Origin of the sequence: Nonomuraea sp. NPDC005692, assembly GCF_040631115.1 — a bacterium.
GTDB lineage: Bacteria > Actinomycetota > Actinomycetes > Streptosporangiales > Streptosporangiaceae > Nonomuraea.
Genome location: NZ_JBEXYU010000008.1, coordinates 172,308 through 199,263 on the forward strand (window position 1 = coordinate 172,308; position 26,956 = coordinate 199,263).

28 protein-coding genes and 1 tRNA gene are annotated in these 26,956 nt (G+C 72.0%); 17 read left to right on the top strand and 12 right to left on the bottom strand.

Annotated features, from left to right (window positions below; genetic code table 11):
* Window positions 1-225 precede the first annotated feature (225 nt).
* From ABZ459_RS19830 to ABZ459_RS19840, 3 genes are read left to right on the top strand one after another with little or no spacing between them, the layout of a single operon-like run.
* Window positions 226-2,946: a beta-L-arabinofuranosidase domain-containing protein gene (locus ABZ459_RS19830; protein WP_357971880.1), complete on the top strand. Its 2,721-nt coding sequence runs from the start codon at window positions 226-228 to the stop codon at window positions 2,944-2,946.
* Window positions 2,943-4,955 carry an RICIN domain-containing protein gene (locus ABZ459_RS19835; protein WP_357971882.1) on the top strand — a complete coding sequence of 671 codons (2,013 nt, stop codon included), beginning with the start codon at window positions 2,943-2,945 and terminating at the stop codon, window positions 4,953-4,955. Before ABZ459_RS19830 ends, ABZ459_RS19835 begins: the two co-directional genes overlap by 4 nt.
* A 31-nt stretch (window positions 4,956-4,986) precedes the next feature.
* Window positions 4,987-6,435 carry a non-reducing end alpha-L-arabinofuranosidase family hydrolase gene (locus ABZ459_RS19840; RefSeq protein ID WP_357971884.1) on the top strand — a complete coding sequence of 483 codons (1,449 nt, stop codon included), beginning with the start codon at window positions 4,987-4,989 and terminating at the stop codon, window positions 6,433-6,435.
* A gap of 90 nt (window positions 6,436-6,525) precedes the next feature.
* On the opposite strand, the gene ABZ459_RS19845 is transcribed toward ABZ459_RS19840, so the two are convergent.
* Window positions 6,526-7,053, bottom strand: a complete 528-nt coding sequence (locus ABZ459_RS19845) for a hypothetical protein (protein ID WP_357971886.1) — start codon at window positions 7,051-7,053, stop codon at window positions 6,526-6,528.
* Window positions 7,054-7,333: 280 nt separating this feature from the next.
* Here ABZ459_RS19845 and ABZ459_RS19850 point away from each other — a divergent pair, with 280 nt between their 5' ends.
* The gene (locus tag ABZ459_RS19850) at window positions 7,334-7,666 is read left to right on the top strand and encodes an STAS domain-containing protein (RefSeq protein WP_357971888.1); all 333 of its coding nucleotides are present in this window, start codon (window positions 7,334-7,336) and stop codon (window positions 7,664-7,666) included.
* 7 nt (window positions 7,667-7,673) lie between these two features.
* Here the strand turns inward: ABZ459_RS19850 and ABZ459_RS19855 are convergent, their stop codons facing one another.
* Window positions 7,674-8,135, bottom strand: coding sequence for a helix-turn-helix domain-containing protein (locus ABZ459_RS19855; RefSeq protein WP_357971890.1), 462 nt, complete (start codon window positions 8,133-8,135; stop codon window positions 7,674-7,676).
* Window positions 8,136-8,293: 158 nt separating this feature from the next.
* Between ABZ459_RS19855 and ABZ459_RS19860 the strand changes: the two genes are divergently transcribed.
* The 3 genes from ABZ459_RS19860 to ABZ459_RS19870 all read left to right on the top strand — a co-directional run bounded on the left by ABZ459_RS19860 (window position 8,294) and on the right by ABZ459_RS19870 (window position 10,919).
* Complete coding sequence (locus ABZ459_RS19860) at window positions 8,294-9,262, top strand: glycosyltransferase (protein ID WP_357971892.1); 969 nt, start codon at window positions 8,294-8,296, stop codon at window positions 9,260-9,262.
* 3 nt (window positions 9,263-9,265) lie between these two features.
* Window positions 9,266-9,577, top strand: a complete 312-nt coding sequence (locus ABZ459_RS19865) for a nucleotide disphospho-sugar-binding domain-containing protein (RefSeq protein ID WP_357972105.1) — start codon at window positions 9,266-9,268, stop codon at window positions 9,575-9,577.
* Window positions 9,578-9,704: 127 nt separating this feature from the next.
* Window positions 9,705-10,919, top strand: coding sequence for a cation:proton antiporter (locus ABZ459_RS19870; protein ID WP_357971894.1), 1,215 nt, complete (start codon window positions 9,705-9,707; stop codon window positions 10,917-10,919).
* A 28-nt stretch (window positions 10,920-10,947) separates the two neighbouring features.
* Here the strand turns inward: ABZ459_RS19870 and ABZ459_RS19875 are convergent, their stop codons facing one another.
* The gene (locus ABZ459_RS19875) at window positions 10,948-11,496 is read right to left on the bottom strand and encodes a TetR/AcrR family transcriptional regulator (RefSeq protein WP_357971896.1); all 549 of its coding nucleotides are present in this window, start codon (window positions 11,494-11,496) and stop codon (window positions 10,948-10,950) included.
* Between the two features lie 81 nt (window positions 11,497-11,577).
* On the opposite strand from ABZ459_RS19875, the gene ABZ459_RS19880 reads away from it, so the two are divergent.
* Window positions 11,578-12,312 (top strand): SDR family oxidoreductase, encoded by a 735-nt coding sequence (locus ABZ459_RS19880; RefSeq protein ID WP_357971898.1) that lies wholly within the window; start codon window positions 11,578-11,580, stop codon window positions 12,310-12,312.
* A gap of 24 nt (window positions 12,313-12,336) precedes the next feature.
* On the opposite strand, the gene ABZ459_RS19885 is transcribed toward ABZ459_RS19880, so the two are convergent.
* The 4 genes from ABZ459_RS19885 to ABZ459_RS19900 all read right to left on the bottom strand — a co-directional run bounded on the left by ABZ459_RS19885 (window position 12,337) and on the right by ABZ459_RS19900 (window position 15,750).
* Complete coding sequence (locus tag ABZ459_RS19885) at window positions 12,337-12,576, bottom strand: PLD nuclease N-terminal domain-containing protein (RefSeq protein WP_357971900.1); 240 nt, start codon at window positions 12,574-12,576, stop codon at window positions 12,337-12,339.
* 125 nt (window positions 12,577-12,701) lie between these two features.
* Window positions 12,702-14,396: a GAF domain-containing protein gene (locus ABZ459_RS19890; RefSeq protein ID WP_357971902.1), complete on the bottom strand. Its 1,695-nt coding sequence runs from the start codon at window positions 14,394-14,396 to the stop codon at window positions 12,702-12,704.
* 75 nt (window positions 14,397-14,471) lie between these two features.
* The gene (locus ABZ459_RS19895) at window positions 14,472-15,128 is read right to left on the bottom strand and encodes a CBS domain-containing protein (RefSeq protein ID WP_357971904.1); all 657 of its coding nucleotides are present in this window, start codon (window positions 15,126-15,128) and stop codon (window positions 14,472-14,474) included.
* A gap of 94 nt (window positions 15,129-15,222) precedes the next feature.
* Window positions 15,223-15,750, bottom strand: a complete 528-nt coding sequence (locus tag ABZ459_RS19900) for a hypothetical protein (RefSeq protein ID WP_357971906.1) — start codon at window positions 15,748-15,750, stop codon at window positions 15,223-15,225.
* A gap of 327 nt (window positions 15,751-16,077) precedes the next feature.
* Here ABZ459_RS19900 and ABZ459_RS19905 point away from each other — a divergent pair, with 327 nt between their 5' ends.
* The 8 genes from ABZ459_RS19905 (at window position 16,078) to ABZ459_RS19940 (ending at window position 20,654) form a co-directional block, all read left to right on the top strand.
* Entirely contained in the window at window positions 16,078-16,827 is a 750-nt protein-coding gene (locus ABZ459_RS19905; RefSeq protein WP_357971908.1) for a hypothetical protein, read from the top strand.
* A gap of 1 nt (window position 16,828) precedes the next feature.
* Window positions 16,829-17,344 (top strand): hypothetical protein, encoded by a 516-nt coding sequence (locus tag ABZ459_RS19910; RefSeq protein ID WP_357971910.1) that lies wholly within the window; start codon window positions 16,829-16,831, stop codon window positions 17,342-17,344.
* Entirely contained in the window at window positions 17,341-17,853 is a 513-nt protein-coding gene (locus ABZ459_RS19915) for a hypothetical protein (RefSeq protein ID WP_357971912.1), read from the top strand. The genes ABZ459_RS19910 and ABZ459_RS19915 overlap by 4 nt, the downstream gene beginning before the upstream one ends.
* 9 nt (window positions 17,854-17,862) lie before the next feature.
* On the top strand, window positions 17,863-18,036 hold the full coding sequence (locus ABZ459_RS19920; protein ID WP_357971914.1) for a hypothetical protein: 174 nt from the start codon (window positions 17,863-17,865) through the stop codon (window positions 18,034-18,036).
* Between the two features lie 18 nt (window positions 18,037-18,054).
* Window positions 18,055-18,597 carry a hypothetical protein gene (locus tag ABZ459_RS19925; protein ID WP_357971916.1) on the top strand — a complete coding sequence of 181 codons (543 nt, stop codon included), beginning with the start codon at window positions 18,055-18,057 and terminating at the stop codon, window positions 18,595-18,597.
* On the top strand, window positions 18,594-18,986 hold the full coding sequence (locus tag ABZ459_RS19930) for a MauE/DoxX family redox-associated membrane protein (RefSeq protein WP_357971918.1): 393 nt from the start codon (window positions 18,594-18,596) through the stop codon (window positions 18,984-18,986). Before ABZ459_RS19925 ends, ABZ459_RS19930 begins: the two co-directional genes overlap by 4 nt.
* 73 nt (window positions 18,987-19,059) lie before the next feature.
* The gene (locus ABZ459_RS19935; protein ID WP_357971920.1) at window positions 19,060-19,563 is read left to right on the top strand and encodes a SigE family RNA polymerase sigma factor; all 504 of its coding nucleotides are present in this window, start codon (window positions 19,060-19,062) and stop codon (window positions 19,561-19,563) included.
* Window positions 19,560-20,654 (top strand): hypothetical protein, encoded by a 1,095-nt coding sequence (locus ABZ459_RS19940; RefSeq protein ID WP_357971922.1) that lies wholly within the window; start codon window positions 19,560-19,562, stop codon window positions 20,652-20,654. Before ABZ459_RS19935 ends, ABZ459_RS19940 begins: the two co-directional genes overlap by 4 nt.
* Window positions 20,655-20,678: 24 nt before the next feature.
* Here the strand turns inward: ABZ459_RS19940 and selB are convergent, their stop codons facing one another.
* From selB to selD, 3 genes are all read right to left on the bottom strand, one after another.
* The gene (selB, locus tag ABZ459_RS19945; protein WP_357971924.1) at window positions 20,679-22,415 is read right to left on the bottom strand and encodes a selenocysteine-specific translation elongation factor; all 1,737 of its coding nucleotides are present in this window, start codon (window positions 22,413-22,415) and stop codon (window positions 20,679-20,681) included.
* 55 nt (window positions 22,416-22,470) lie between these two features.
* A tRNA-Sec gene (locus ABZ459_RS19950) sits at window positions 22,471-22,564 on the bottom strand.
* Between the two features lie 63 nt (window positions 22,565-22,627).
* A complete protein-coding gene (selD, locus tag ABZ459_RS19955; RefSeq protein ID WP_357971926.1) occupies window positions 22,628-23,620 on the bottom strand; it encodes a selenide, water dikinase SelD in 993 nt (330 codons plus the stop codon).
* Window positions 23,621-23,746: 126 nt separating this feature from the next.
* On the opposite strand from selD, the gene selA reads away from it, so the two are divergent.
* Window positions 23,747-25,057, top strand: coding sequence for an L-seryl-tRNA(Sec) selenium transferase (gene selA / locus ABZ459_RS19960; protein ID WP_357971928.1), 1,311 nt, complete (start codon window positions 23,747-23,749; stop codon window positions 25,055-25,057).
* Here the strand turns inward: selA and ABZ459_RS19965 are convergent.
* Window positions 25,035-26,099 carry an FAD-dependent oxidoreductase gene (locus tag ABZ459_RS19965; RefSeq protein ID WP_357971930.1) on the bottom strand — a complete coding sequence of 355 codons (1,065 nt, stop codon included), beginning with the start codon at window positions 26,097-26,099 and terminating at the stop codon, window positions 25,035-25,037. The genes selA and ABZ459_RS19965 overlap by 23 nt on opposite strands.
* Window positions 26,100-26,147: 48 nt before the next feature.
* A complete protein-coding gene (locus ABZ459_RS19970; protein ID WP_357971932.1) occupies window positions 26,148-26,873 on the bottom strand; it encodes a helix-turn-helix transcriptional regulator in 726 nt (241 codons plus the stop codon).
* Window positions 26,874-26,956: the final 83 nt, after the last annotated feature.

The following is a 26,956-nucleotide window of genomic DNA, read 5'->3' on the forward strand; positions in this document are numbered from 1 at the left end:
CATCGGCAGGATGATGTTAGCGCTAACAGATCCATACGCCACCCGCCAAGGAGCCGTGACATGCCACCACCGATGGCCCGGGACACGACGGTGACCCGCTCAGCCAGTTGTTAGCGCTAACAAAAGGCGCCCAAAGACCAGGCACGGCCTCTCCAAAGCCCTGACCTGCTGACCCCCGTGACCGGCCCCGGACCGTTCACCGCCCCCCATCCCAAGGAGCTCAGCATGTCCTTGAGCCGCCGTCAGCTCTTCCAGGCCACGGGCGCGACCGCCGCGCTCTCCGTCGTCGGTCAGATGGCCGGCGCGTCCCCCGCCCTGGCCGCAGTCCCCTGGAGCAGGCCCGACATCGGCGTCTCGGCCTACGAGTTCGACCTCGGCCAGGTCCGGCTGACCTCCGGCCGCCTGCTGGACAACCAGAACCGCGCCCTCGCCTACCTGCGCTTCGTCGACGTCGACCGGCTGCTGTACGTCTTCCGCGCCAACCACCGGCTGTCCACCGGCGGCGCCGCGTCCAACGGCGGCTGGGACGCGCCCGGCTTCCCGTTCCGGTCGCACGCGCAGGGCCATTTCCTGACGGCGTGGGCGCAGGCGTACGCCGTGCTCGGTGACACCACCTGCCGCGACAAGGCGCGCTACATGGTGGCGGAACTGGCCAGGTGCCAGGCGAACAACCCGGCCGCCGGGTTCACCGGCGGTTATCTGTCCGGTTTCCCGGAATCGGACTTCACGGCCCTGGAGAACCGCACCCTGACCAACGGCAACGTGCCCTACTACTGCGTCCACAAGACCCTGGCCGGGCTGCTGGACGTCTGGCGGCTGATCGGCGACACCCAGGCCAGGACCGTGCTGCTCGCCCTGGCGGGCTGGGTGGACGCCCGGACGTCGCGACTGTCCGCCGGCCAGGCGCAGGCCATGCTCGGCACCGAGTTCGGCGGCATGAACGCCGTGCTGACGGACCTGTACCAGGCGACCGGCGACCCCCGCTGGTGGGCCGCGGCCCAGCGGTTCGACCACGTGGCCGCGTTCGACCCGCTGGCCGCCGGCCAGGACCGGCTCAACGGCCTGCACGCCAACACCCAGGTGCCCAAGTGGATCGGCGCGGCCCGCGAGTACAAGGCGACGGGCGCCACCCGCTACCGCGACATCGCCGTCAACGCCTGGGACATCACGGTCGGCGCGCACACGTACGTGAACGGCTCCAACAGCCAGGCCGAGCACTTCCGCGCTCCCGGCGCGATCGCCTCCTACCTGACCAGGGACACCGGCGAGGCGTGCAACACCTACAACATGCTCAAACTGACCCGGGAGCTGTGGCTGCTGTCCCCCGACCGGGCCGACTACTTCGACTACTACGAGAACGCCCTGCTCAACCACCTGCTCGGTCAGCAGAACCCGGCCGACGCGCATGGGCACGTCACCTACTTCACCCCGCTCAACCCCGGTGGACGGCGAGGCGTCGGACCAGCCTGGGGCGGCGGCACCTGGAGCACGGACTACGGCACGTTCTGGTGCTGCCAGGGCACCGGGATCGAGACCAACACCAAGCTGACGGACTCGATCTACTTCCACGACGACACCACGCTGTTCGTGAACCTGTTCGTGCCCTCCGTCCTCGACTGGAGCCGGCGCGGCATCACGGTCACCCAGACCACCTCCTATCCGGTCAGCGACACCACGTCGCTGCAGGTCACCGGAACCGTGAGCGGGTCGTGGACGATGCGCGTCCGGATCCCGGCCTGGACGCAGGGCGCGACGATCAGCGTCAACGGGGTCCGGCAGGACATCGCGGCCGCCCCGGGCAGCTACGCCGCCCTCACCCGGTCGTGGTCGTCCGGCGACACCGTGACCGTGCGCCTGCCCATGCGGGTGGTCATGAAGGCCGCCGCGGACAACCCCGGCGTGCAGGCCGTGACCTACGGTCCGGTCGTGTTGTCGGGCGACTACGGCGACGCCGTCCTGTCGTCGGCCCCGGCCCTGAACCCCTCCTCGATCACCCGGACCGGCGGCTCCTCCCTGGCCTTCACGGCCACGGCCGACGGCGCGCCGGTGCGGCTGGGCCCCTTCCACGACGCGACCGGCCACAACTACGTCGTCTACTGGAACGTCCAGGGCGGGACCGGCACGGCGAGCTTCCGGCTGGTCAACGCGGCCAGCGGGCTGGTCCTGGGCATCAGGGACATGTCCACCGCCGACGGCGGCCCGGCCCTGCAGTGGACGGACAGCGGCACCGCCGACCACGACTGGGTCCTGATCGTCGACGGCGGCGCCCTGCGGTTCCGCAACGCGCACAGCGGCAAGGTGCTCGGCGTCGAGAACATGTCGACCGCCGCGGGCGCCCGGGTGCTCCAGTGGGGCGACACCGGCACCGCCGACCACCGCTGGACGGTCGCCGACGTCGGTGACGGCTCCGTCAAGATCCGCAACGTCCACAGTTCCAAGCTGCTCGGCATCCTGAACGGCTCGACCGCGAACGGCGCCCAGGTGATCCAGGACGCCGACGACGGCAGCCCGGACAACCAGTGGCGGTTCCTGCCGAACGGCGCGCGGCGGGTCCAGAACGTGGGCACCGGGATGGTGCTCGGGGTCACCGGCATGTCCACGGCCGACGGCGCGCCCGTCGTCCAGTGGGGCGACAACGGCACCGCCGACCACCTGTGGACCGCCATCGCCGACACCGGCGGCTACCTGCGGCTGCGTAACTCCCACAGCCAGAAGGTGCTGGGCGTGGAGAACATGGGAACCGCCGCCGGTTCGCGGGTCGTGCAGTGGGCCGACAACGGCACCGCCGATCATCGCTGGCGGCTGCGCCACGGATCGGGCGCCGCCTTCCGCGTCCAGTGCGCGGGCGGCGGCCGGGTCCTCGGCGTCGCCGGCTCGGCCCAGGGCGCGCAGGTCGTGCTCGCCGACGACAACGGCTCGGACGACAACCTCTGGAGGTTCCTGTGAGACGTGTCCTCGCGGCTGTCTCGGCCCTGCTTCTCGTGGGCGTGTTGCTCACCGCCCAGGAGGCGTCGGCCGCGACGGTCGACACTAACGCCTGGTACGTCCTGGTCAACCGCAACAGCGGCAAGGCTCTGGACGTCTACAACCTGTCCACCGCCGACGGCGGCCGCATCACCCAATGGACCAGGAACAACCAGAACCAGCAGCAATGGCAGTTCGTCGACTCCGGCGGCGGCTACTACCGCATCAAGTCCCGCCACTCCGGCAAGGTCCTGGACGTCCACAACTTCTCCACCGCCAACGGCGGCCCGATCGTGCAATGGACCGACCTCAACGGCACCAACCAGCAATGGAAACTCACCGACAGCCCCGACGGCCACGTCAGACTCATCTCCCGCCACAGCGACAAGGCCCTGGAGGTCCAAGGAGCCTCCACCGCCGACGGCGCCAACATCGTCCAGTACGACGACTGGGGCGGCGCCAACCAGCAATGGCGACTCGTCCCGGTCAACGGCAACGGCGACTACGCCAACCCGGTCGTGTGGCAGGACTTCGCCGACGGCGACATCATCCGGGTGGGAGACGCCTACTACTACTCGGCCTCGACCATGCACTACTCGCCGGGCGCGCCGATCCTGCGTTCGTACAACCTGGTCGACTGGGAGTACGCCGGGCATTCCGTGCCGAGGCTCGACTTCGGCTCCGGCGCCTACGACCTCAACGGCGGCCGGGCGTACGTGAAGGGCATCTGGGCCTCGGCCTTCAACTACCGGCCCGGCAACGGCACCTTCTACTGGCTCGGCTGCGTCGAGTTCAACCGGACCTACGTCTACACCGCCTCCGCCGTGGACGGCACGTGGACCAAACGCTCCCAGATCAACAACTGCTACTACGACGCCGGCCTGCTGGTCGACTCCGACGACACCATGTACGTCGCCTACGGTAACAGCACCATCAGCGTCGCCCAGCTCTCGGCCGACGGCCTCAGCCAGGTGCGCGCCCAGCAGGTGTTCCAGACCCCGAGCAACGTCGGCACCCTGGAAGGGTCCCGCTTCTACAAGCGCAACGGCTACTACTACATCTGGCTGACCCGCCCCGCCAACGGCCAGTACGTGCTCCGCTCCACCTCGCCATGGGGCCCGTACGAGATGCGCCAGGTCCTGCTCGACCTGCCCGGCCCCATCGCCGGCGGCGGCGTCCCGCACCAGGGCGGCCTCGTCCAGACGCAGAACGGCGACTGGTACTACATGGCGTTCGTCGACGCCTACCCCGGCGGACGCGTCCCGGCTCTGGCGCCGATCACCTGGACGGGCGACTGGCCGGTCGTGCAGACCGTCAACGGCGGCTGGGGCGTCAACTACCCGAAGCCGAACATCCAGACCAGCCGGACCGTGACGTCCATGATCGGCCCGGACACCTTCACCTCGGCCACGCTCGGCCCCCGCTGGGAGTGGAACCACAACCCCGACACCGGCCGCTTCTCCACCGGCAACGGCCTGCGCCTGCAAACCGCGACCGTCACCGGCGACCTCTACGCCGCCCGGAACACGCTGACCCACCGCATCCAGGGCCCGTCCTCCACGGCGACGATCGAGCTCGACCACTCGCAGATGGCCGACGGCGACCGCGCCGGGCTGGCGATGCTGCGCGATCAGTCGGCCTGGATCGGCGTCAAACGCGACAACGGCGTCAGCCGGGTCGTGATGACCAACGGCCTGACCATGAACGGCTCGTGGCAGACCACCGGCACCGGCGCCGAGGCGGCGAGCGCGAACGTCCCGGGCGGCCGGATCTGGTTGCGGGTCACCGCCGACATCCGGCCCGGGTCCGGCCGTCAGGCCCGCTTCTCCTACAGCACCGACGGCAGCACCTTCGTGGGCCTCGGCCCGGCCTTCACGCTGAACAACGCCTGGCAGTTCTTCATGGGCTACCGCTTCGGCATCTTCAACTACGCCACCAAGTCCCTCGGCGGCGCGGGCACCGTGCGCCGCTTCGACCTGACCACCCCCTGACACGGCATCGGAGCACATGGTGAAGAAACTGGTGCAGAAACACAGTCCCCTGACCGTCCTCGCGACGGTGGCCGTCCTGCTGGCGAGCCTGTTCGTCGCCGCCCAGCCCGCCGGCGCGGCCACCGTCGACACCAACGCCTGGTACGTCCTGGTCAACCGCAACAGCGGCAAGGCCCTGGACGTCTACAACCTGTCCACCGCCGACGGCGGCCGCATCACCCAATGGACCAGGAACAACCAGAACCAGCAGCAATGGCAGTTCGTCGACTCCGGCGGCGGCTACTACCGCATCAAGTCCCGCCACTCCGGCAAGGTCCTGGACGTCCACAACTTCTCCACCGCCAACGGCGGCCCGATCGTGCAATGGACCGACCTCAACGGCACCAACCAGCAATGGAAACTCACCGACAGCCCCGACGGCCACGTCAGACTCATCTCCCGCCACAGCAACAAGGCCCTGGAGGTCCAAGGAGCCTCCACCGCCGACGGCGCCAACATCGTCCAATACGACGACTGGGGCGGCGCCAACCAGCAATGGCAACTCGTACGGACGGACGGCGGTAACCCCGGCATGTGTGACCTCCCCTCGACCTACCGCTGGACCTCGACCGGCCCGCTGGCGACCCCGAAGGCGGGCTGGGTCTCGCTCAAGGACTTCACCGTCGCCCCCTACAACGGGCGGCATCTGGTCTACGCCACGACCCACGACACGGGGACGAGGTGGGGGTCGATGAACTTCAGCCCGCTCGCCAACTGGTCCGACATGGCCTCGGCGACTCAGAACACGATGTCCTTCTCCGCCGTCGCCCCCACGCTCTTCTTCTTCGCCCCCAAGAACGTCTGGGTGCTCGCCTACCAGTGGGGCGGGCCCGCCTTCTCGTACCGGACCTCCACCGACCCCGCCAACCCCAACAGCTGGTCGGCGCCGCAGACGCTCTTCTCCGGCAGCATCTCGGGGTCCGGGACGGGCCCCATCGACCAGACGGTCATCGGCGACAACAGTGACATGTACCTGTTTTTCGCCGGGGACAACGGCAAGATCTACCGGGCGAGCATGCCCATCGGGAACTTCCCCGGCAGTTTCGGCACGGCCTCGACCGTGGTCATGAGCGACACGACGAACAACCTGTTCGAAGCCGTCCAGGTCTACAAGCTCCAGGGCCAGACCCGGTACCTGATGATCGTCGAGGCGATCGGCGCGCAGGGCCGCTACTTCCGCTCGTTCACCGCCACCAGCCTGAACGGTTCCTGGACGCCCCAGGCCGCGACCGAGGGCAACCCGTTCGCCGGCAAGGCCAACAGCGGCGCCACCTGGACGAACGACATCAGCCACGGCGAGCTGGTCCGCACCGGCGCCGACCAGACCATGACCGTCGACCCGTGCAACCTGCAACTCCTCTACCAGGGCCGCAGCCCCAGCTCGGGCGGCGACTACGGCCTCCTGCCCTACCGTCCGGGGCTGCTGACGCTGCAGCGCTGACGCCGTGAGCCGGTGACCCTCGCGGCTCCCACCTGAAAAATGCCACGGGCCCACCCCTCCGCCGAGGGGTGGGCCCGTGACGGGTCCGAGCTACCTGAGCCAGGCGTTGCGGCGGACGATCGGCAGGTTGCCCAGCCCGAGCGTGGCGCCCGCGCCGGTCATGGCCAGGCCGATCAGGACGATGGCGTAGATGATGTGCTCGTCCAGGAAGGGGTTGGTGGCCAGCGGGAGCTCGGCGGCCCACATCAGGGTCAGCATGAGCGTGCCGGCGACCGCCGCGATCCGGGTGCCGACACCCAGCACCAGCGCCAGCCCGATACCGAGAAGGCCGGCCATGAACAGCCAGTCCACCCACACCTGACCCGCCAGGCTCGAGAACAGGCCGCCCAGCGCGTTCTCGCCCGTGCCCTTGAGGAACCCCGTCGTCGGGCTGCCGCCCGCGACCCACGCCTTGCCCGCCGGAGTCGCGAAACCCCACCCGAACGTCTTGTCCAGGAACGCCCACAGGAAGATCCAGCCGATCGCGATCCGGGCGACCGCCCAGACGTACTCGACCGGGGTACGCGCCGCCTTCACGGGGGCGACGTCCATCACGGGCCGGTTGATGGTGGTGGCCATGGCGGGCCTCCCTTTCAGTGGGGGGTGTACGTCCTTGTTCACCCCTATTCCACTGCGCCCGCCCGCTCCCGGTCAGTGTCGTAGGCCCCTCACGGGAAGGACCTTGGTCCTCAGGGGCCGTCCGTCCCGGCTCCGCCCGGCCTCGGTCCTTCGGCTGCCGGAGGTGGGACTTTGGGCCCTAGCCCGGTGGCCGGCGTTCTCGTAGCTTCGCGTCGGGGGCATTGTGCTTCCGCTGACGAACGCCGGCCACCGGCCGCCCGCCGAAGGTAAGGAGACGGACATGAGTTCTCAGGCGCGGCCTCGCACGGGCAGGCGGGCGGTGCTGAAGGTCTCCGGCGACCTGGACCTGGCCACGCAGGCGGGGTTCCGCGCCCGGATCGCCGCCGCCCTCGCCGGACAGGGCACGCGTCTCGTCCTCGACCTCAGCGGGGTGACCTTCATGGACGCCCGCGGGCTTGCCGCGCTGGTGGCCGCGCGTGACATGGCGACCGCCCGTCACGGCAGCCTCCGTCTGACGGGGGTGACGCCGGCCGTCCTGCGGTTGCTTGAGGTGACCCGTCTCGACCGGACGTTCTCACCGGTCTCCCTCGCGGACGTGCGCCCCGCCGCGTGAACGGCGGTCAGCGGGACGTGCGGGTCTGTTCCCAGCGGTGCAGCAGGCCGGGCAGCTCCGCCAGCAGGAACTGGTAGAAGTCACGCATCCCGGCCAGCCGGGCGTGGGCCGGGTCGCCGGAGGCGGTGGTGGCGATGCCGGTCTCGGCGGCCTGCAGCATGACGCGCACCATGGTGTTCTGGGTGGAGAACAGGGTGGGCCAGGCGTTCTCGCGTAGCCGGTAGTGCTCACGGCGGCTGCCGGGCGCGGGCAGGCGCTCGATCAGGCCGGTCGCCAGCAGCGCCTTGACCGCGCCGGACACCGAGCCCGCGCTGACGCCGAGCCGGTCGGCGATGTCGCCCATGGTGACCGTGTCGGCATCGGTGAACAGGAAGAACGCGAGGACCCTGGCCGACATGCGCTGCAGGCCGCCCTCGGTCAGCACCAGTGCCAGCCGTTCGGCGGCCTGCCACCGTTCCTGGTCGCCCATCCCTTCACCTCCTTGCTCGGATCATAGCCGTACTACCGAGAGTTCAGAAATTTCTGAAATATCGCTATATTGCGGGTATTCGGTCCCTCATCGGGCCGGTGGTGTGCCGGGAAGCCTGGTCGGCGAGCGCAACAGTCCTTTTCGAGCAAGGAGCGCCGATGAAGGTCCTCATCCTCACCCACGGCACCCGCGGCGACGTCCAGCCGTACGCCGCCCTGGCCCTCGCCCTGAAGCGGGCCGGGCACGAGGCCGTCCTGGCGGCCCCCGCCGCCATGGGCGGCCTGGCCGCTCCGCACGGCATCGACTTCGCGCCGCTGCACGACGGCCCGAACACGCTCATCGACGACCCCGGCATCCGCCAGGCGGTCGAGACCAACTACCGCGGCCTGCGCGGCAAGAAGGTGGCCCTGCAGGTGATGCGCCGCAGCAGGCCCCTCATGGCCGAGGTCTTCACCGACATGGCGGACGTGCTGCTGGACGGCCCCGGCCAGGGCGCCGACCTGGTCGTGCACGCGCCCGGCATGCCGGGCGGCCACGTCGCCGAGCGGCTCGGCGTGCCCGCGGTGCCCGCCGCGCTGCAGCCGGTGTGGGTGCCCACCGCCGCCTTCCGCAACCCGATGTTGCCGCTGCCGTTGCCCAAGGCGCTGAACCGGGCCTCCTACCTGCCGATCAAGCTGATGCTGCGCTCCTTCGCGGGCATCGCCGACGACCTGCGCGCGCGGCTGGAGCTGCCACGACGGCGTGGCCGGCACGACATCCTGCGCCGCCCGAACGGCCGTCCGGCGACCGTCCTGCACGCCTTCAGCCGTCACCTGCTCCCCCACGACGTGCCGGGCGGTCTGGACTATCCGGCATGGGTGCACACCACCGGCTTCTGGTACCTGCCCGCCCCGCCCGGCTGGACGCCCTCGCCGGAGCTGGCCGCCTTCCTGGCCGACGGGCCGCCCCCGGTGTACGTCGGGTTCGGCAGCATGGCCGGCACCGACCCGCGGCGGCTCGGCCGCATCGTCGCCGAGGCCGTCCGGCGGGCAGGGGTGCGGGCCGTGCTGGCCACCGGGTGGGGCGGCATCCAGGCCGCCGACCTGCCCGACGGTGTGCACCTGCTCGACCAGGCGCCGCACGACTAGCTGCTGCCGCGCACGGCCGCGATCGTGCATCACGGCGGCAGTGGCACCACCGCCGCGGCCCTGCTGGCCGGGCGCCCGCAGGTGATCTGCCCGTTCGTCGCCGACCAGCCGTTCTGGGCGTCCCGCGCGCACGCCGCGGGCGTGGCCGTGCCGCCGCAGCCGCAGCGGCGCCTGACCCCGGACGGTCTGGCCGCCGCCATCGGCCTGGCCGCCACCGACGCCCGGATGGCGGCCACGGCCGCCGAGCTCGGCCGGCGCGTACGGGCCGAGAACGGCCTCGACCGCGCCGTCACGGTCCTGGAATCCCTGAGCTGATCGCGTCGCCGGGGAAGCCGCCCCGGCGGAACTGTTAGGGTGATCGCCGGTGCGCCGGGAAGTCTGGTCGGCAACGTGTACGACGACGACCGGAGCCCCTTTCCATGATCCTTGTTTGCGTGGCCGCGTGACGGGCGCCCTGCTGACCGCGTTCGCGGGCCTGCTGCTGCTGGCGGTGCTGCTGTCCAGCCTGGCCCACCGCACCGTGCTGTCCACGGCGGCGTTGTTCCTGGTGGCCGGGTTCGTGCTGGGCGACGGCGTGCTCGGCATCGTCTCGCTCAAGCCCGGCGACGACCTGGTGGCGACGCTGGCCGAACTGGCGCTGTTCGCGGTGCTGTTCACCGACGGGATGCGGGTGGGCTGGGCCGAGCTGCGCAGCGCGTGGCGGCTGCCGGGGCGGGCGCTCGGCTGGGGCCTGCCGCTCACCCTGGTCATCACCGCCGCCGGCGCGCACTACCTGCTCGGGCTGGGCTGGGTCGAGTCGCTGCTGATCGGCGCGATCCTGGCCCCGACAGACCCGGTGTTCGCCGCCGCCCTGGTCGGCAACGAGAAGGTGCCGCCCCGGCTGCGGCAGCTGCTCAACGTCGAGTCCGGCGTCAACGACGGGCTCGCGCTGCCGTTCGTGATCCTGTTCCTGGCGATCGCGTCGGGCTCGGCCGACCTGCACCTCGGCGAGCTGGGGCTGGAGCTCGGCCTGGGCGTGCTCATCGGCGTGGCCATCCCGTGGGCGGCGATCAAGCTGGAGCAGACCCGCTGGTTCGCCGCCTCCACCGCCTACGAGCCGCTCAACGCCCTGGCCATCGGGCTGCTCGTGCTGGCCGTGGGCAAGGCCACGCACGGCAACCTGTTCCTGGCCGCGTTCTCGGCCGGGATCACGGTGGCGACCTTCGGGCAGCGGCAGCGCGAATCGTTCGAGCACTTCGGCGAGCTCATCGCGGAGATCTTCAAGCTGGCGGCGCTGCTGGTGTTCGGGGCGCTCATCACGCCGTCGCTGCTGGGCTCGGTGGGCTGGCGGGGGTGGCTGTTCGCGATCCTGGCGCTGGTGGTGGCGCGGCCGGTGGCGATCTGGCTGTCGTTCCTGCGTTCCGGGCTGACGGTGCGCGAGCAGGCGGCGGTGGCCTGGTTCGGCCCGAAGGGGTTCGCCTCGGTGGTGTACGGGCTGCTCGTGCTCGCCTCCGGGATCGCCGCCGCGCAGCAGGTGTTCCAGATCGTCGCCGTCACCATCGTGGCCTCGATCCTGCTCCACTCCTCCACCGACATCGTGGTGGCCCGCGGCTTCGACGACGAGCACGACGTCCCGGCCTGGTTCGGCCGCCTCCGCAGACGCGAGCAGACGTCATGAGACGCCTTCGCCGAGCAGGAAGGCGTCGCTAGCGCAGGCCAGTGAGCAGCGCGTCGAGACCCGCCTTGACCTCGGAGGCCGTACGCCCCCGGTGGACGACCAGGTTGGCCGCGAGCGGCGCGAGCAGGGCATCGGCGAGGAACCCCGCGTCCGCCTCCGGCTCGATCTGCGCGATCAGCATGACCAGGTGCTGGTGGTACGCCTCGTAGGCCCCGCCGAAACGGGTGAACTCCCCCGCGGTCTCGGCCATCAGCAGCAGGTCGAGCTGGGCGAAGGTGCGGTCGGTCAGCGCGTGGAGGAAGGCGCGTAGCCGCTCGATCTCCGGCGCCCCGGGGCCCAGCGGCGGCGGGCCGGTCAGGAACGCCTGCTGGAACTCGCGCTCCTTCTCGTCGATGAGCGCATACGCCAGGCCCGACCTGTCGCCGAACCGCCGGTACAGCGTGCCGATGCCGACGCCCGAGGCGGCCGCGACGTCGGCCATCGCCAGCCCCTTCATTCCCGCGGTGGCGACGATCTCCGCGGCCGCCGCGAGGATCTTCGACCGGTTCCTGGCGGCATCGGCCCGTTCCTGTGCCACGGGGTTCACCTTATCGGCTTGAAAAGCGGAACGCGTTCCGCATACTCTCAACCGGAACCGATTCCGCATATTGGAGGACACATGCTCAACGGCAAGGGCGCACTCGTCACCGGTGGCAGCAGGGGCATCGGCGCGGCCATCGCCCGCCGCCTGGCCGCGGCGGGCGCCGATGTGGCGATCACCTACGCGACGGCGGCGAGCCGCGCGGAGACCGTGGCCGAGGAGATCGAGGCGCTCGGCCGCCGCAGCCTGGCCATGGCCGCCGAGGCGACCGACGCCGAGGCGCTCCAGGCAGCCGTCGCCCGCACCGTCTCCGCCTTCGGCCGCCTCGACATCCTGGTGAACAACGCCGGAATCGCGCCCTTCGGCCCACTGGAGGACGTCTCCCTGGACGAACTCGACCGCACCCTCGCCATCCACGCCAGAGCCGCCTTCATCACGTCGCAGGCCGCCGCACGTCACATGCGGGCCGGCGGGCGGATCGTGAACATCGGCAGCAGCCTGGCCGAACGCGTCCCCTACCCCGGCTGGACCCTGTACTCGATGAGCAAGTCCGCACTGATCGGCCTCACCAAGGGCCTCGCCCGCGATCTCGGCCCCCGTGACATCACGGCCAACCTCGTCCACCCCGGCTCCACCGACACCGAGATGAACCCCGCCGACGGCCCCGACGCCGACGCCGAACGCTCCTACACCGCCCTCGGCCGCTACAGCACGCCGGACGACATCGCCGCCACCGTCCTCCATCTGGCGGGCCCCGCCGGCCGTACCATCACCGGCACGTCCATCACCGTCGACGCCGGAACGACCGCCTGACGTCCCGGTTCCGGCCGGAGGCGGTCATCCGACGGTCGGCGCCGACTCCGGTCGCTCGCCGCGAAGCCGGCCCCACAGCAGGTACGCGAGGGGGCCGACCGGTTGCACGAAGATCCCGAGCCACCACAGCGCCTTGCGCCCGCGCACGTCGGCCTGAGGACGGCACCACAGATCCACCACCGCGGCCGCGGTGACCGCGAACTCCGCGGACGCCAGTACGAGCAGCGAGCTCCGGCGCCTGTTCGACATCTCGTCCCAACGCATGGAGGGCTCCTCTCTCCGGTCCTGGGCACCAGGATGACGGCGTCCGGGCCTCTGCCGCCCGAGCCGGAGGTCATGACCCGGCGGGACTTGGTGCTCTTTCCGGGTCACGACATGCCCGCGCGGGATCAGAGGGGGACCTGCCAGAGCAGCCGCGTGCCTCCGCCCTCCGGGCTCGCCAGCTCGGAGGTGCCGCCGAGGCCGCTCGCGCGTTCCTCGATGTTGCGCAGGCCGCTGCGGCGACCTGGCTCGTCCAGGCCGACGCCGTCGTCGGAGACCACAAGGGTGAGACTGCCGGAGGCCACCTCGACGGACACCTCGGCGCGGCCGGCGCGGGAGTGGCGGACCACGTTCGACAGGGCCTCGCGCAACACCGCCAGCAGGTGCTCGGCCACGGCCTCGGGCACCAGCGTGTCGATCTGCCCTTCCATCCGCAGGCCAGGCATGAAACCCAGATGGCCGCCCGCGCCCTCCACCAGGCCGACGATCCGGCTCCGCAGGCCGGGCGCGGCGCCCTCGACGGGGCCCTGGAGGGCGAAGATGGACGAGCGGATCTGCCGGATGGTCTCGTCCAGCTCGTCGATGGCGTGTTGCAGCCGTTTGCCCGCCTCCGGCCGTTCGACCAGCCGGACGGTGCTCATCAGCGTCATCGCGGTCGCGAACAATCGCTGGATGACGACGTCGTGCAGGTCCTTGGCGATGCGGTCGCGGTCCTCCAGCAGGCCGAGCCGTTCGGCGTCGCGGCGGGCCTCGGCCAGCTCCAGCGCCAGGGCCGCCTGACCGGCGAACGCGTGCAGCATCTGCTGGTCCGCCCTGCTGAACGGCAGCCGCCCGCCCCGCTTGGCCAGCATCAGCACGCCGCGCACGGCCGGCGCCGCGCCCAGCGGGATCATGAGCCCGGGGCCGTAGCCCAGCCGCCGCAGCGGCGAGGCCGGGTAGGGGGCGCTGCGCATGTCTGCGTCGGACATCGGCTCGCCCCGGGTGAAGACGTCGCCCGCGAGCGTGGCCGCGACCTCGAAGACGGCCCCCCGCAGCCCTTCGGCGCCCTCGCCCTCCGCGACCCGGGCGACCAGCGACTCCTTCGCCGCGTCCGGCAGCAATACCTGGACCAGGTCGGCGTCGCTCATCTGGCGGGCGCGGGCGGCCACCACGGTCAGCATCTGGTGCGGGTCCGCACCGGACAGCAGGCTCGTGGTCACCTCCGACGACGCCTGCAGCCAGGTCTCACGCCGGCGCGATTCCTCGTACAGGCGGGCGTTCTCGACGGCGACGCCGGCGGCGGTGGCCAGCGCGATCACGATGGCCTCGTCCTCCTCGTCGAAGTCGCCGCCGCCGCGTTTCTCGGTCAGGTAGAGGTTGCCGAACACCTCGTCGCGCACGCGCACCGGCACGCCGAGGAAGGTGCCCATCGGCGGATGGCCGGGCGGGAAGCCGTAGGACTCGGGGTGGTCGGAGATACGGCCCAGCCGCAGCGGACGGGCGTCCTTGATCAGCAGGCCGAGCAGGCCCAGCCCGTGCGGCCAGTGCTCGATCCGGGCGATCTCCTCCTCGCTCAACCCGACCGGGATGAACTGCAGGAGCGTCTGCTCCTCGCCGACCACGCCCAGCGCGCCATAACTCGCGTCCACCAGCCTGGCCGCCGTCTCCACGATCCGGCGCAGCACGGTCTCCAGGTCGAGGTCGCTGCCCACCGAGACGACGGCCTCCAGCAGCGCGTGCACCCGGTCACGGGTGGCCAGCACCGCGCTCAGCCGCACCTGCAGCTCGGCCAGCAGCTCATCGAGCCGCATCTGCGGCATCAACGGTCGGTGCGCGCCTTCCATGATGATCAGTCTGGCAGCCGGAGAACGGCCCGCAAAGCCCTGCTTTCACGGACGAGGACCGCGCGCTCCCCCGCTCTACCGCGGCGGCGGAACCGTGACCAGGTCGTCGTGGTCGGCGGTCACCTCGCTGGTGACGTCGACGATACCCTCGACGGCGCGGACGGCCTCCACCGCCGCGATCGCCTGCGACCGGCGTTCCACCCGCCCGCTGAGCTTGACCACGCCCTGCTCGATCTCGGCGGTGATCGCCCCGGACGCCGGGAGCACGCTCCGGACATCGGCCTCCAGCTCCGCCCGCGGACGGGCGAAGACGCGCAGCACGTCGCGCTGGTGCAGGGTGCCGACGATGCGCCCGCCGGCCGGGTCGATCACCGGGAGCTGCTTGATGCGCCGGTCGTGCATGATCCTGGCCGCCTCGCGCACGGACGTGCCCGGCGTGACGCTGATCGCCGGGGTGGACATGAGCTGGGCCGCCGTGACGGCCATCGCCCGGTGGTGCTCGTCCCGCCTGTCGTGGGGTTCGAACATCGACACGCTGTGCCGTACCGGGTCGATCTCCTTGAGCAGCAGGTCGTCCTCGGAGACCACGCCCACCGGGCGCCGGTCGGCGTCTATCACGGTGACCGCGCCCACCGCGTACCGCTTCATCGCGTTGAGGACGTCGGCGAACGACGCGTCCGCCAGCACGGCGATGGCCACCCGGCCCATGACGTCCTTGACCTCGATCGACATGGTGTACCTCCTTGCCACTCTCTCCATCCTGCTCCTCCCGGGACCGGCGGAACGCCCGCCCCCGGGTGCGGGGCGGGCGTGCGCTTCCTGTGCACTACCTGAGCCAGGCGTTGCGGCGGACGATCGGCAGGTTGCCCAGCCCGAGCGTGGCGCCCGCACCGGCCATGGCCAGGCCGATCAGGACGATCGCGTAGACGATGTGCTCGTCCAGGAACGGGTTGGTGGCCAGCGGCAGCTCGGCCGCCCACATCAGGGCCAGCATGAGCGTGCCGGCGACCGCCGCGATCCGGGTGCCGACACCCAGCACCAGCGCCAGCCCGATACCGAGAAGGCCGGCCATGAACAGCCAGTCCACCCACACCTGACCCGCCAGGCTCGAGAACAGCCCACCCAGCGCGTTCTCGCCCGTGCCCTTGAGGAACCCCGTCGTCGGGCTGCCGCCCGCGACCCACGCCTTGCCCGCCGGCGTCGCGAAACCCCACCCGAACGTCTTGTCCAGGAACGCCCACAGGAAGATCCAGCCGATCGCGATCCGGGCGACCGCCCAGACGTAGTCGACCGGACGGCGTCCGGCGGCGGTGATGCTCGTGCAGGTGACGGGCCTGTCGATCGTGGCGGCCATGACGATCCCCTTTCAGCGATGGTTCGTCGTTCTCTTCCGCGCCTCCATCGCACCGTTTTCCGCGCTCCGACGGCAGTGCCCTACGACCGTCGGTCGAAGGACCTTGGTCCTCGCCGCCCTGCCGGGAGCGTCATCGACGCCGCCGCTGATGACGGGAATATGGCCATTTGTCAACGCCGAAGCGACAGGGCCGTAATGGCACCTTTCTCCCGAATTTACCAGCAGAAAAACGGGTGGATCTTGTGTCTTGACCTGGGTGATGACGCGTGTAAGGCTTCGAGCCAAATGATCTAGCGCCCGCGATCTGCCACGAAAGGCTGGGGCTTAATGGCGCATTTATCCTCTCTTCGTACCGTCAAGAACTCGTTCCTCCATCTCGAGGTCGAGGACGCCGAGGCCGCCTCGCTGGCCTCCTGGACCGGCCACGTCCGCTACACCCCGAAATACGGGTCGCGGAACACCACCACGGAAACCTGGGGGCTCGAACTGGCTCCCCTGTCCTCCCTGACGGCAGGCGTCAACTCGGTCCGCGGACGCGAACGAGAGCGCTTCTCCCTGGCCGGTGGCGAGGTCGTCGTCTACGACTGCGGGGACCCGTCCGACGCCAGGTGGGCCGCCTGGCTCGGTCCCTGGCACATGGTGCACGGGCTCTTCTACGCCCCCGAGTGGGAGTCGGCCGACATCGTCGACACGTTCAGCCGCGTGACGTGGCAGGACACCCCCGAGGGCATGATGGCCGACGGCGGCAAGCGGTTCGACGTCTCCATGGAGCTCTACGCGATCTCGATCGCGGGCGTCGGCACCATGACGGTCGAGCCGAAGCAGGCGGGGATCCACCGCATCCCCAAGTGGCGAGGCTTCGGAGCGCAGTCGGGCGAGCTGTGGCGGCTGCCCGCGCCTCCGTCCGACTCGGTGGCCCCCTTCCTCCTGGTCACGGACACCGCCATCGTCACCCTGCATCCCTGGAACGCCCCGAACTACAACAAGGCAGGCGTGGCGGCCCGCTCGGCCGCGGGCACCCCGGAGACCGCCGCCGACTTCCTGAACAAGGTCAAGCGCGTCGAGTGGCGGGCCTGACGTGGAACCGCTGACCGCGGTGGTCATCATCCTGGCCGTCCTGGTCGCTCTGCTGTTCGCGGCGGGGGCCGGGCTCTACCGGCGGGTACGCGAACTGGAACTGGCCACCTACAACGGCGTCGGCGTGCGCTTCGCCGGAGCCGCGGCCGGGCCCGAGGCCCAGGCGAACGGGCTGGCCGTTCCGGGTGCCACGACCATGGTCATCAAGGTCAACCGTCGCTGCCCCATCTGCGACGACGTCCTGCTCGCTGCCGCCGGGATGGCGGCCGACCTGCCCTCGGACCTGTCGTTCACCGTGCTGTCGGACGACCCCGGGTTCGACAAGTCCCTGCCCGGCTCCATCCGGGTGATCAAGGACCCGGCGATCTGGCGCGCGGCGAGCGTGCCCTACAGCCCGGCCCTGCTCGTCGTGGACGAGAACGGCGTCGTGGTGTTCACGGCTCCGGTGGGGTCGGGAGAGGCGCTCACGGAGATCGTCGAGCGAGCGGTTGCAAACAGAAAGGGAGTGAAGCTGTGAAGGCCGAGAAGCGGACCTCGATACTCGACCAGATACCCAGCGCCGAGGAGATGCCCGAGCAGGCGTTGCCGACGCGCGTGGGCGCCACGCGCGAAGGCTGGAGCAGGCGGCGCGTGCTCGGCATCGCCACCGGCGCCGCCGTGGCGACGGGGCTGGGCGTTCTCGACCTCCTGCCCTGGTCCAAGCCGCGCGGCGCGACGGCCGCCGCCTACACCGCGTGGGACACCTGCCACGGCTTCGCCAACGCCAGTTCCGTCTGCGTGCCCTCGACCGCGCTCTACTCGGGCAACTGCTCCGGCTCCTGGCACCGCAACGACGGCGCGTCCGGCACCTGCTACAACCTCCGCTACACCCACAACCCCTCCAGCTGCGACGGCAACAACGCGTGGAAGTGGTACGGCGGCAGCACCACCAGCACCCGGCGCATGTGCTCCGACGGCTGGTACGAGTACCACGACTGCGGCGGCGGCAACGTCTCCCGCTTCTCCATCTGCCGTACGGCGATCTGACCCGAGTCCATGAGCGACTCCGCCACCAGAAGATCCGTCCGCCTGTTGGTGCCCGGACTGGCACTGATCGCGGCGGCGGAGGCCCTGGTGCTGTACTCGAGGGTTGCGGGCGCGGACACGAAGGGCTTCACCTGGTTGGTGGCCGCCCTCGTCGCCGGCTTCTCCCTCTCGGGCTCCGTTTGAAGCCTGAACAGCGCCTGGGTGCTGTCCTCGTCGGTCCGGCGGGGTGCTGATGTCGCCGGCTTCATCGCCGGGTTGTTCTTGGGAGCGGGCGCCGTCACGTTCGTGCTGGTGGTCGTCGGCTCCGTGCTGCGGGCTCCGTTCCCGACAGTGGTTCTGCAGATCATGGTCGCCGCGGCTGCGGTGATCTTCCTGCTGCGCGAGCTGGACGTGCTCTCCTTCCCGTTGCTCCAGAACGCGCGGCTCGTGCCGCAGTTCGTCACCAGGATTCCCTTCTGGGGCGCCGTGCAGTTCGGCGCCGAGATGGGCACGGGGATGCGCACGTACTCGCCGACAGGGCTGCCGCACATCATGGCGATCGCGATCCTGTTCCTGGCGTCCTGGCAGGAGGCGCTCCTGGCGGGCGCCGGCTTCGCGGCGGCGCGGGCGATGATGCTCCTGACCTTCGCCCTCGCGCGGGACCGGATGGAGGCGGACACGGCGTTCTACTTCACGCTGCCGAAGATGAAGGTCCTGTTCGTCGTGCTCGCGGTGCCCGTGGTGGCGATGCTGGTGATCGGGTGATCGCCCTCGTCGCCCGCTACGGGCTGGGCCTCGTCCTGGTGCTGGCGGCGCTCGGGAAGGCGCGCAACTTCGGCGCCTTCCGGAGCGGCCTGGCGGCCTTCGGGCTCCATGGACGGGTGGCCCGGGCGGGCGCCTTCACGGTGGTGACCGTGGAGGCGCTCGTCGCGCTCGCCGCCTTCTCCCCCGTCGCCGGCGACGTGCTCGTCGGCGTGGCCGGGACGGGTCTGGGCCTGTCGTTCACGGTGGCGCAGACGTATCTCCTGGTCATGGGCGAGCAGGCGGCTCCCTGCCTGTGCTTCGGCACGGCGGAGCGGGCGTCGGTCCGCACGTTCGGCCGGGCGGCGCTGGTCCTGCTGATGGGGCTGGCACTGTGGGGCGCCGCGGTCTGAGAAAACCGGCTCAACCTTTCGCCGGCCTCGATGAGTGTTGTAGGTGAGGCGTCCACGACGGAGGGTTGGGCCGGTGACCGACGACGGGTTCGGCGAGTTCGTGGCCGCGCGTGGCCTGGCGTTGTCGCGCATGGCCTACCTGGTCACCGGGGATCATGCCCTCGCCGAGGATCTGGTGCAGGAGACGCTGGTCAAGGTCGCGGCACGATGGCGGAAGCTGACCAAGCGCGGCGACCCGGAACCCTACGTCCGCAAGGTCATGATCAATCAGCTGCGCACGTGGCGGCGGCCCCGCCGGCTGGCGTTCGTCCCGACCGCGGAGCTGCCCGAGTCGCCGCCGTCCGCCGACGAGTCCGCGCAGGCGGAGTTGAAGATCGCGCTGTCGCGGGCGCTGAACGTGCTCACCACGAAGCAGCGGCTCGTGCTCTATCTCAGGTTCTACGAGGACCTCTCCGAGAGCACGGTCGCCGCCCAGCTGGGCTGCTCCGTCGGCACGGTCAAACGGCACACCCACGACGCGCTCAAACGCCTGCGCAAGGTGGCTCCCCGACTGCTCGAAGCGGAGGTGCGCTCATGAACCGGGCCCTCGGAGAGGCCTTCCAGCAGCTCGGCCGGGACGCGCGTGACTATGCCGACGCCGGTCGGGCGCTCGGCACGCTGCGCACCCGCAGGACCCGCAGGGCGCTGGTCGCCGGATCGGCCGCCGTCATCATGGCCGTCGGCGGTCTCGCCGCCTACCAGGCGCGCTCGCCCGCCGGTCCGGACGCCGCCGTGACGGTGGCCGCGCCGCCGCACACCGTCCAGCCTCCCGCCCAGGCGCCGGCGCTGCCCGCCACCGGCCCGGCCGGGCGGGGCGTCCTGGTGTACACCGCCTGCCAGTCGCAGTGCCCCACCTTCCTGCTGCTCGCCGACGGCCGGCAGTTCCTGCTGGGCGCGCGGACCGTCAGCCCTCCGGGCAACATCACGCTCTCCCCCGACGGGCGCTGGCTAGGGCAACCCGTCGGGGGCGGGTACGAGGTCAGAGACCTGCTGGGGGTCGCGGTCCACCGGCTCGAACCGCCGGCCGGCGGCGGCGCGGACAGCGCGTACAGTCCATGGGCGTGGTCCGCGGACTCCCGGCGGCTGATCGTCGGCTACCACGCCAGCGGGGACGTGCGTTCCTACCGGACGCTGGAGCTCCCGAGCGGCCGCGCCCGCGAGCTCGACCTGCCGTCCGGGCAGGAGCCGGTCGGCCTGCTGCCGTCGGGCGAGCCGCTCCTCCTCGACGCCCGCCGGTACGGCAGGCCGCCGCTCGACCGCGTCACGCTGGAGCACGCCGGCACCGGGCGCACCCTCACCCTGACGTCCGGCGCGGGGGTGCTCAGCGACACCGACCACGGGCTGTCCGTCCAGGTGAGCGGCGAGCGGATCTTCACCCTGGAGTACTCCGGCGACCGGATCACGGTCCTGGAGTTCGACGTCACGGGGCGGCAGGTGGCCCGCCTGCCGCTGCCGGCCGGCCGGTTCCCGGTCGGGCCGGTGGACGGCGGCTTCGCCGTCGTCCAGGTGCCCCAGGACCAGGCCCGTGGGCGGCAGGAGCTGGAGGTGCTCTCCCTCTCGGGCGGCCGGCCGCTGTTCGACGTGCCCGGCCTGGCGGCCGTCGTCCTGCCGGGCGGAGCACGGCACTAGGCGGCCCGGAGGTTCCGCCCGGCGTCAGCGGGGCGGGCGCAGGGTTCGGCGGTCGTTGTCGACGCGCCGGGTGATCCCCCGGGCGTCGAGGCACTCCAGCAGGGGAAGGGCGACGCGGCGGCTGGTGGCCAGGGCCACCCGGACATCGCTGACGGTGAACGGCGCGGGCAGTCCCGCGAGCGTCTCCGCGGCCCTGTCCAGGGCGTCGGGCATGAGCACGACGTTCTTGCCGATCGACAGCACGGCCCCCGACTGGAGCACGGCCGCCAGCGCCTTGCCCGTGAGGCCGAGCTCCGCCAGCCGTTCGGCCGTGGGGGCGTCGAAGGGCCGCTCGGCCAGATCGGCGGTGAGCCGCGCGACCGCCCTGGCGATGGCGGGCGGCAGCGACCTGCCGGCGGGCAGGATCCGCCCGCCCTCGACCACCAGCGGCGGCGTGACGAGCGCCTCGGCGAGCCGCCGGTCGGGCAGTCCGAGCAGGTGGGCCGCGGCCTCCACGGTGATCCCCGGATCGAGCGCGGGCCGCCGCGCGACGTGCTCGGCGAGCCGTCGGGTCAGCGACGACCAGTGCTCGGGGTCGGCGTGCCAGTCGCCGGCCACCGGCGATCCGGCGGGCGGGCACCCCATCGCCCTGAGCTCGTTTCCCGTCAGCAGCCCGTGCCAGCGCAGCAGTGCCGCGGCGTCGGGCAGCGGCGCTGCGCCGAGCGCGGCCGCCCTGGCCGCCGCGGCCCCCCGGCGCCGCAGCGCGGCGGGACGGACGTCCAGCACCTGGACTCCGGCGACGATCTCCTGCCTGCCGGGGTCGCGGAGCAGGCCCCGGTCCCCGACCCGGAGCGGCAGCGGACGGCCGAGGGTGAGCCGGGCGGTGTCGGGGCCCAGGAAGCGGACCCGGACGGGAACGGCGGCCGACCCGAGATGCAGGTGCGCGGCCTGCCTCCGGCGCTCCACACCGGGGTTCAGCCGCACGTCCACAACCTGAGCCGGCAGCCACGCCGCCGGCGTCACCAGCGCCGCGCCCCGGGACAGCTCGTCACGGTCGACGCCGCGCAGGTTGACGGCGACGCGGGCGGTCGCCGGGACGCGCTCCGCCTTCTCGCCGAGCGTCTGGAGCCCGCGGATCCTGACCCGCCGGCCGCCGGCCTCCAGCTCGTCGCCCACGCGGAGGGTCCCTCCGGTCAGCGTTCCGGTGACGACGGTCCCGGCTCCGGTGACGGTGAACACCCGGTCGATCCACAACCGGACGGCGTCCTCGGTGTCCGGCGCGGGAAGCGCGGCGGCGAGCCGGGCCAGGGCGCTCTTCAGCTCGCCGAGCCCCTGCCCGGTGCGCCCGCTGACGACCACGCTGTCGATCCCCGCCAGGCCGGTTCCCGCCAGGTGGTCGCGGACCTGGCTCAGGGCGGGCTCGGGATCGGCGAGATCGGCCCGGGTGACGACCGCGAGGCCGTGCCGCACGCCCAGGGCGTCGAGCGCCGCCAGATGCTCGGCCGACTGGGCCTGCCACCCCTGGTCGGCGGCCACCACCAGCATCACCGCGGGGCAGGGCCCGACTCCGGCCAGCATGTTGGTGACGAACCGCTCGTGCCCGGGGACGTCGACGAACGCGATGCGCTCCCCGGAGCCGAGCGTGGTCCAGGCGAAGCCGAGGTCGATGGTCATGCCGCGGCGGCGTTCCTCGGCCCAGCGGTCGGGCTCCATGCCGGTCAGCGCCCGGACCAGCGTCGACTTGCCGTGATCGACGTGCCCGGCCGTCGCGATCACGTGCATGCGTGCTCCGCGGCGCGTCGATCCGTGCGCAAACCATCCCCCGATTCGCTGATCAGCGGAGGCGGACGGGAATCGAACCCGCCGCGCCGAGATGCTCGGCGCCACTGGTTTTGAAGACCAGGAGGATCACCAGACTCCTAAACGCCTCCGAAAGAGATCATAAACCTGCGGACGACGTCGAACTCCCGCGAAGTACCCGGCACCGGGCCCGTTCAGGGACGGATGACGACGGTGTGCCCGGTGTGTTCGATCAGCTCGCCGATCACGGGGGCGCCGGGGATCTCCCCGGCGACCAGCAGCCCCCCTGAGGTCTGCGCGTCGGCGAGCAGCAGCAGGGTCTCCTCGGAGACGTCGCCGGGATCGAGATGGGGGGCGACCCAGTCGAGGTTGCGCCGGGAGCCGCCGGGGACGAACCCCTCCTTCACGGCCTGCGCCGCGCCGTCCAGCACCGGGACGGCCGAGGCGTGCAGCACGGCGGTGACGCCGGAGGCGCGGGCCAGCTTGTGGAGGTGGCCCAGCAGGCCGAAGCCGGTGACGTCGGTGGCGCAGCGGATGCCGGCGGCCAGGGCCTGGCGCGAGGCGTCCGCGTTCAGCCGGGTCATGGTCTCGACGGCGTGCGGGAACACCTCGCCGGTGTTCTTGTGCCGGTTGTTGAGCACGCCCAGGCCGAGCGGCTTGGTCAGGGACAGCGGCAGGCCGGGGCGGCCGGCGTCGTTGCGCAGCAGCCGGTCGGGGTCGGCGACGCCGGTGACGGCCAGGCCGTACTTGGGTTCGGCGTCCACGACGCTGTGCCCGCCGGCCAGATGGCAGCCGGCCTGGGCGGCCACCTCCGCGCCGCCCCGCAGCACCTCGGCGGCCAGGTCGTAGGGCAGGCGATCGGGAGGCCAGCACAGGAGGTTGAGCGCGACCACGGGGCGCCCGCCCATGGCGTAGACGTCGGAGAGGGCGTTGGCCGCGGCGATGCGGCCCCAGTCGTAGGGGTCGTCGACCACCGGGGTGAAGAAGTCGGCCGTGCTGATGAGCACGGATCCGTCCTGGGTGCGGACCACGGCGGCGTCGTCGCCGGATTCCAGCCCCACCACGAGCTCCGCCTCGGGGTCACGCGGGAACGGCATTCGTGAGCTGCCGAGCAGCGATTCCAGGTCCGCCGCGGGGATCTTGCAGGCGCAGCCACCGCCTTGGGCGTACTGCGTGAGCCTCTTCATGATCACACCTTAGGGCGATCACGACCGCCATGATCGCTTTTCCGGCGGATGATCATATGATGCCTGATCGGCCCGGTATGAGACCTGGAGACATCGTGCTTCTCACGCTGAACGGACATCCCTAGCGTGACCGACCATCGTCGATCCATCCCGCGCACGGACGCGCTGCTCGCCGACCCCCGGCTGGTCGAGGCCCGGCGGCGGTTCGGCCACGCCCAGGTCAAGGCCGTGGTCGTCGCGGCGCAGCGGCGGGCCAGGGAGGGAGAGCTCGCGCCGGAGGACGTCCTGACCGCGGCGCTGGCGGCACTGCCCGACTCCGCCGCCGGCCTGCGGCCGGTGATCAACGCCACCGGCGTGCTGCTGCACACCAACCTGGGCCGCGCCCCGCTGTCGGACGCCGCCCGCCAGGCGGTGGAACTGGCCGCCGGGGTCACCGACGTCGAGCTCGACCTCGACACGGGCGGCCGGGGCAGACGGGGGCGTACGGCGCTGGCCGCCCTGGCCGCCGCGGTGCCCGCGGCCGAGGCGGTCCACGTCGTGAACAACAACGCGGCGGCACTCGTGCTGGCGGCCACCGCGCTGGCGGCGGGCGGCGAGATCCTGGTCAGCCGGGGGGAGCTGATCGAGATCGGGGACGGCTTCCGCCTTCCCGACCTGCTCGTCTCCACGGGAGCCCGGCTGCGCGAGGTCGGCATGACCAACCGCACCGCCCTGGCCGACTACGCCGGCGCGATCGGGCCGGAGACGGGCATGGTGCTGAAGGTGCACCCGTCCAACTACCGGATCGAGGGGTTCACGGCCGACGTCCCGGTGTCGCGGCTGGCGGCGTTGTGCCGTGAGCGGGGTGTTCCCCTCGTCGCCGACGCGGGCTCGGGGCTGCTGGCCCACGAGCCGCTGCTGCCCCGCGAGCCCGACGTCACGAGCTGGTTGACCGAGGGCGCGGACCTCGTCACCACCAGCGGCGACAAACTGCTCGGCGGCCCTCAATGCGGGCTGCTGTTCGGCCGCGCCGACCTCGTGGACCGGCTGCGCCGCCATCCTCTCGCCCGCGCGCTGCGGGTGGACAAGATCACGCTGGCCGCGCTGGAGGCCACGGTCGCGGGCCCGCCGACGCCGACCTGGGAGAGCCTGCACGCCGATCACGTCACGCTGCGCTCCCGCGCCGAGGACCTGGCGGCCCGGCTGCGCGACAAGGGGATCGACGCCGAGGCCGTCGACAGCCGGAGCGTGGTCGGCGGCGGCGGCGCGCCCGGGGTGTCCCTGCCGAGCGCCGCCGTCGCGCTGGACCGGCGGGCGGCCGCCGTCCTGCGCCGGGCGCAGCCGCCCGTGCTGGCCCGCGTGGAGAACGGCCGCTGCCTGCTCGACCTGCGCGCGGTGCCGCCCGGCCACGACGACACGCTGCTGGCCGCCGTCCTCACCGCGTTGCCGGAGGGCTGATCGGGCCCGCCGCGGACGACCGCGCCGTGCCCGGGTAGCTCCGTGCCACCAGGGCCGCGTCCTGTCCCACCCAGCCGAGCAGGGCGGAGCCGCGGTTGCGCTGGAAGGGCAGGCCGACGTACGTCAGGCCGGGCACCGGGCTGATGCCGCCGGTGTGCAGCGGCACGCCGCCGGCCAGCGCGCCGGGCACCCGCAGCCAGCCGTAGTCGGGGCGGTAGCCGGTCGCCCAGATCACGACGGACGGCGTGACGGTGTGCCCGCCGGCCGTGCGCAGCCGGCCGCCGTCGGCGGAGACGACGCCGTCGACGACGCGGACGCCCAGGCGGCGCAGCTCCCCGGGGCCGACGCCGATCAACGGGTCGCGCTCGCGGACGAAGCGGCCGAACCGCCCGGTGACCGGGGCGGTGACCACCCCGAGAGCCTGCAGCCAGGCGAAGACGTCGCGGCCGAGGACACGCTGGGGCAGCACTGGCTGGCGCTTGCCGACCGCGAGCGTGACCTGCCGGTCCAGGCACAGCTCGGCGGCGATCTGCATGCCGGAGTTGCCGCCGCCGACCACGAGCACGGGCCCGTCGGGCAGCCGGCCCGGGTTGCGGTAGTCGGCACTGTGCAGGGCGACGATCTCCGGTCCGAGCGGCAGGCCGGGGACGTGCGGCCGTTGGAAGGGGCCGGTCGCGACCACGACGCCGTCGGCGGTGAGCACGCCCCGGTCGGTGACCGCCTCGAACGTCCCGTCCGCGGCGCGGCGCAGTTGTGAGACGGAGGTGCCGAGTCGAACGGGCAGCTCGAAGTGCGCCGCGTAGTCCCGCAGATAGCCGGCCACCTCGTCCTTGCCGGGGTGGCGGTCGCCGTCGCCGGGCAGCGGCAGGCCGGGGAGCGAGCTGAGCCGGGCGGGGGTGAACAGGCGCAGGGAGTCCCAGCGGCGCCGCCAGGACTCTCCGACGCGGGGATGGGCCTCGATGAGGAGCACGTCGTGCCCGGCCAGGCGCAGTTCCCGGCCCGCGGCGAGCCCTGCCTGACCGGCGCCGATGATGATGATCACATGGACCAGCCTGGCCTGCCCGGCGGCCGGCGGTCTTGAACGAACCTGCTATCCCTCCAGCCACCGCACCCCGGTGGCCAGCGCCGAGGGCGCGTCGCCCATCATGCGGCGCACGGTCCTGGTCAGGTGGGCGGCGTCGGAGAAGCCGGCCGCGTGCGCGGCGCCGGTCAGCGTGGCTCCCCGCGACAGTGAGGAGAGCGCGACCCGCAGCCTCATCCACAACACGTACGGCCGGAACGGCAGCCCCGCCTCCTGCCGGAACAGGTGGGCCAGCCTGCTCTCGGACAGGTGCACGGCGTCGGCCACTGCGGCGAGCCGTACCTGTGCGGGCAGGGCCGCCTCGACCAGCCGCATCGCGTGCGCCAGAGCGGGGTGGAGGGGTGGGGGCGGCGCCGTGCCCGTCAGCTCGTCGGCCAGGGCGGCCAGGCCGGGCAGGTCACGACGGGCCGGCGGGCGGACGCCGAGGCTCCACGAGGCGGCCGAACCGGTGGCCGGCCGGCGGGACGGCCGCCCCGCCTGGGCCGGGTCGATCAGGACGAGCAGGGCGTCGTCGGCGCCGCGCACGATCTCGTGCGGGGTGTCGGCCGGGATCAGCGCGGCCGACACCTCGTGCGCCGACCCGGTGCCGCCGCGCAGGACCAGGCCGTCGCCGACCAGGAGTTGCACGGCATGGTGGGCGTGCATGCCGCCCGCGCCGACGTGCCCGGCGTAGTACAGGCGGCCGGGCGTGATCGCCGCCCATCCCCGCCGTCCGGGCGGGCTCGGCGCGTTCACGCGCCGCCACGGTCATCGATCGCCATACGGCGATGATGCCACGCGAACCTGTATGCCGACTGACAGAGCGAATGTCGTTCGCT

Excerpts from the sequence above, each read along its gene's own strand:
- ABZ459_RS19830 (WP_357971880.1), top strand. The coding sequence starts at position 226 with ATGTCCTTGAGCCGCCGTCAGCTCTTCCAGGCCACGGGCGCGACCGCC.
- ABZ459_RS19845 (WP_357971886.1), bottom strand. The coding sequence starts at position 7,053 with ATGGCCACCACCATCAACCGGCCCGTGATGGACGTCGCCCCCGTGAAG.
- ABZ459_RS19850 (WP_357971888.1), top strand. The coding sequence starts at position 7,334 with ATGAGTTCTCAGGCGCGGCCTCGCACGGGCAGGCGGGCGGTGCTGAAG.
- ABZ459_RS19855 (WP_357971890.1), bottom strand. The coding sequence starts at position 8,135 with ATGGGCGACCAGGAACGGTGGCAGGCCGCCGAACGGCTGGCACTGGTG.
- ABZ459_RS19860 (WP_357971892.1), top strand. The coding sequence starts at position 8,294 with ATGAAGGTCCTCATCCTCACCCACGGCACCCGCGGCGACGTCCAGCCG.
- ABZ459_RS19880 (WP_357971898.1), top strand. The coding sequence starts at position 11,578 with ATGCTCAACGGCAAGGGCGCACTCGTCACCGGTGGCAGCAGGGGCATC.
- ABZ459_RS19885 (WP_357971900.1), bottom strand. The coding sequence starts at position 12,576 with ATGCGTTGGGACGAGATGTCGAACAGGCGCCGGAGCTCGCTGCTCGTA.
- ABZ459_RS19890 (WP_357971902.1), bottom strand. The coding sequence starts at position 14,396 with ATGGAAGGCGCGCACCGACCGTTGATGCCGCAGATGCGGCTCGATGAG.
- ABZ459_RS19895 (WP_357971904.1), bottom strand. The coding sequence starts at position 15,128 with ATGTCGATCGAGGTCAAGGACGTCATGGGCCGGGTGGCCATCGCCGTG.
- ABZ459_RS19900 (WP_357971906.1), bottom strand. The coding sequence starts at position 15,750 with ATGGCCGCCACGATCGACAGGCCCGTCACCTGCACGAGCATCACCGCC.
- ABZ459_RS19905 (WP_357971908.1), top strand. The coding sequence starts at position 16,078 with ATGGCGCATTTATCCTCTCTTCGTACCGTCAAGAACTCGTTCCTCCAT.
- ABZ459_RS19920 (WP_357971914.1), top strand. The coding sequence starts at position 17,863 with ATGAGCGACTCCGCCACCAGAAGATCCGTCCGCCTGTTGGTGCCCGGA.
- ABZ459_RS19940 (WP_357971922.1), top strand. The coding sequence starts at position 19,560 with ATGAACCGGGCCCTCGGAGAGGCCTTCCAGCAGCTCGGCCGGGACGCG.
- selB (WP_357971924.1), bottom strand. The coding sequence starts at position 22,415 with ATGCACGTGATCGCGACGGCCGGGCACGTCGATCACGGCAAGTCGACG.
- selD (WP_357971926.1), bottom strand. The coding sequence starts at position 23,620 with ATGAAGAGGCTCACGCAGTACGCCCAAGGCGGTGGCTGCGCCTGCAAG.